The sequence below is a fragment of the Variovorax sp. P4_D9 genome, assembly GCF_056401695.1.
In genome coordinates, this window is sequence record NZ_JBFUIU010001522.1 from 1 (window position 1) to 1,141 (window position 1,141).

A 1,141-nucleotide genomic window follows, 5' to 3' on the forward strand; every position below is an offset into this window, starting at 1 on the left:
GCAAGTGATGGGGTCCGAGTCATGCCTACTAGGCTATGAGTCGGACCGGCCCATCTCCATGACGTTAGGTGGCGATTCATGCGGCCTTTGTGCCGATGAATTGCGTTGCGCTACCAGCCCTCTCTCCGCTCCTCCAGCCACGCCGCAAGATCCATCAATCGATAGCTCACGCGAGAACCATTGACCGGACGGTTGTAGTAGATCGGTGCTCCGCCCATCTGCCGCAGGTTCTTGAGCGAGCCCGCCGCGTAGCCGATCAGCGCTGCCGCATCCTTCTCGCTGACGCGCAAATCCGCACTCATGACGATGTGCCGATCAGTCGCCGCTTTCAGGATCATGCGCATGGTGCTTTCGACGAGCCGTTGTCGCTCCTCGGTCGATCGCCCTGGGAAGTCCCGCCCGCTCATATTGCAGCCTCGAAACCGGGGCACCGCTGGGGCAGCCTCACCAGGGCTTGAACGACGACGCCAGCGCCCGCTATGGCCGGCACGGCGCACGTTTTTCCTCGAAGGTTCGCGCACTCCAAGCAAAGACGGCGGTCGTCCAGATCGCGCAGCCGCATGGCGACATCAATTGCCAGTTGCTCGGCATCGTCATTGCGAAGGCCACGCCGATGGAACAGCATCACCCGGGCCATGTGTCGATCGCTTGGCACGATCTGCGCAGGATGCGGATGGTCATCCGCCGCAGGGGTCTGCTCAGCAAACTCCGGGTCATCGACCAGGTCAGAGGACACCTCGAAATTCTGCAAAGGTGCCGGGGACGGGGCTACAAAAGCTACGAAAGCCCCTTTTGTAGCTTTTGTAGCGTCCTCCTGGGGGCTCTCGCTGGTTTTTTTGAGTCTTGCCAGCCAGCTCATGCCACACCTCGCGGGTTGATGTCGTAACGCTCGCTCGGACGCCCGCCGGTCTGAATGACATCGCGCCGCAGCCAGTCATAGTCGGCCAGCACCTCGGCTGCTTTGCGCACTGCGTCGGGAGCACTCAGCCCGGCCCAGTGCTTCACAGCCACCTCGCGCGGCGTGAACGAGCTTCCTAGCGCCCCCGTGGCGATCTTGGCGAGCAACGTCTTGGCTGCACCGGTTTCCGGCATCACGGCGGCGCTGTAGAGCCGTTCGGCATGGCTACGGAGGTAGTCGCCC

At 62.6% G+C, this 1,141-nt stretch carries 3 protein-coding genes; all 3 read right to left on the reverse strand.

Annotation, left to right across the window (positions count from 1 at the left end; genetic code table 11):
• Positions 1-110 precede the first annotated feature (110 nt).
• Entirely contained in the window at positions 111-344 is a 234-nt protein-coding gene (locus AC1DY5_RS56565; RefSeq protein ID WP_478122858.1) for a hypothetical protein, read from the reverse strand.
• Between the two features lie 59 nt (positions 345-403).
• Entirely contained in the window at positions 404-859 is a 456-nt protein-coding gene (locus AC1DY5_RS56570; protein WP_478122859.1) for a hypothetical protein, read from the reverse strand.
• Positions 856-1,141 (reverse strand): hypothetical protein (locus AC1DY5_RS56575; RefSeq protein WP_478122860.1); only part of this gene is annotated, 286 nt, incomplete at its 5' end. The genes AC1DY5_RS56570 and AC1DY5_RS56575, both read right to left, overlap by 4 nt.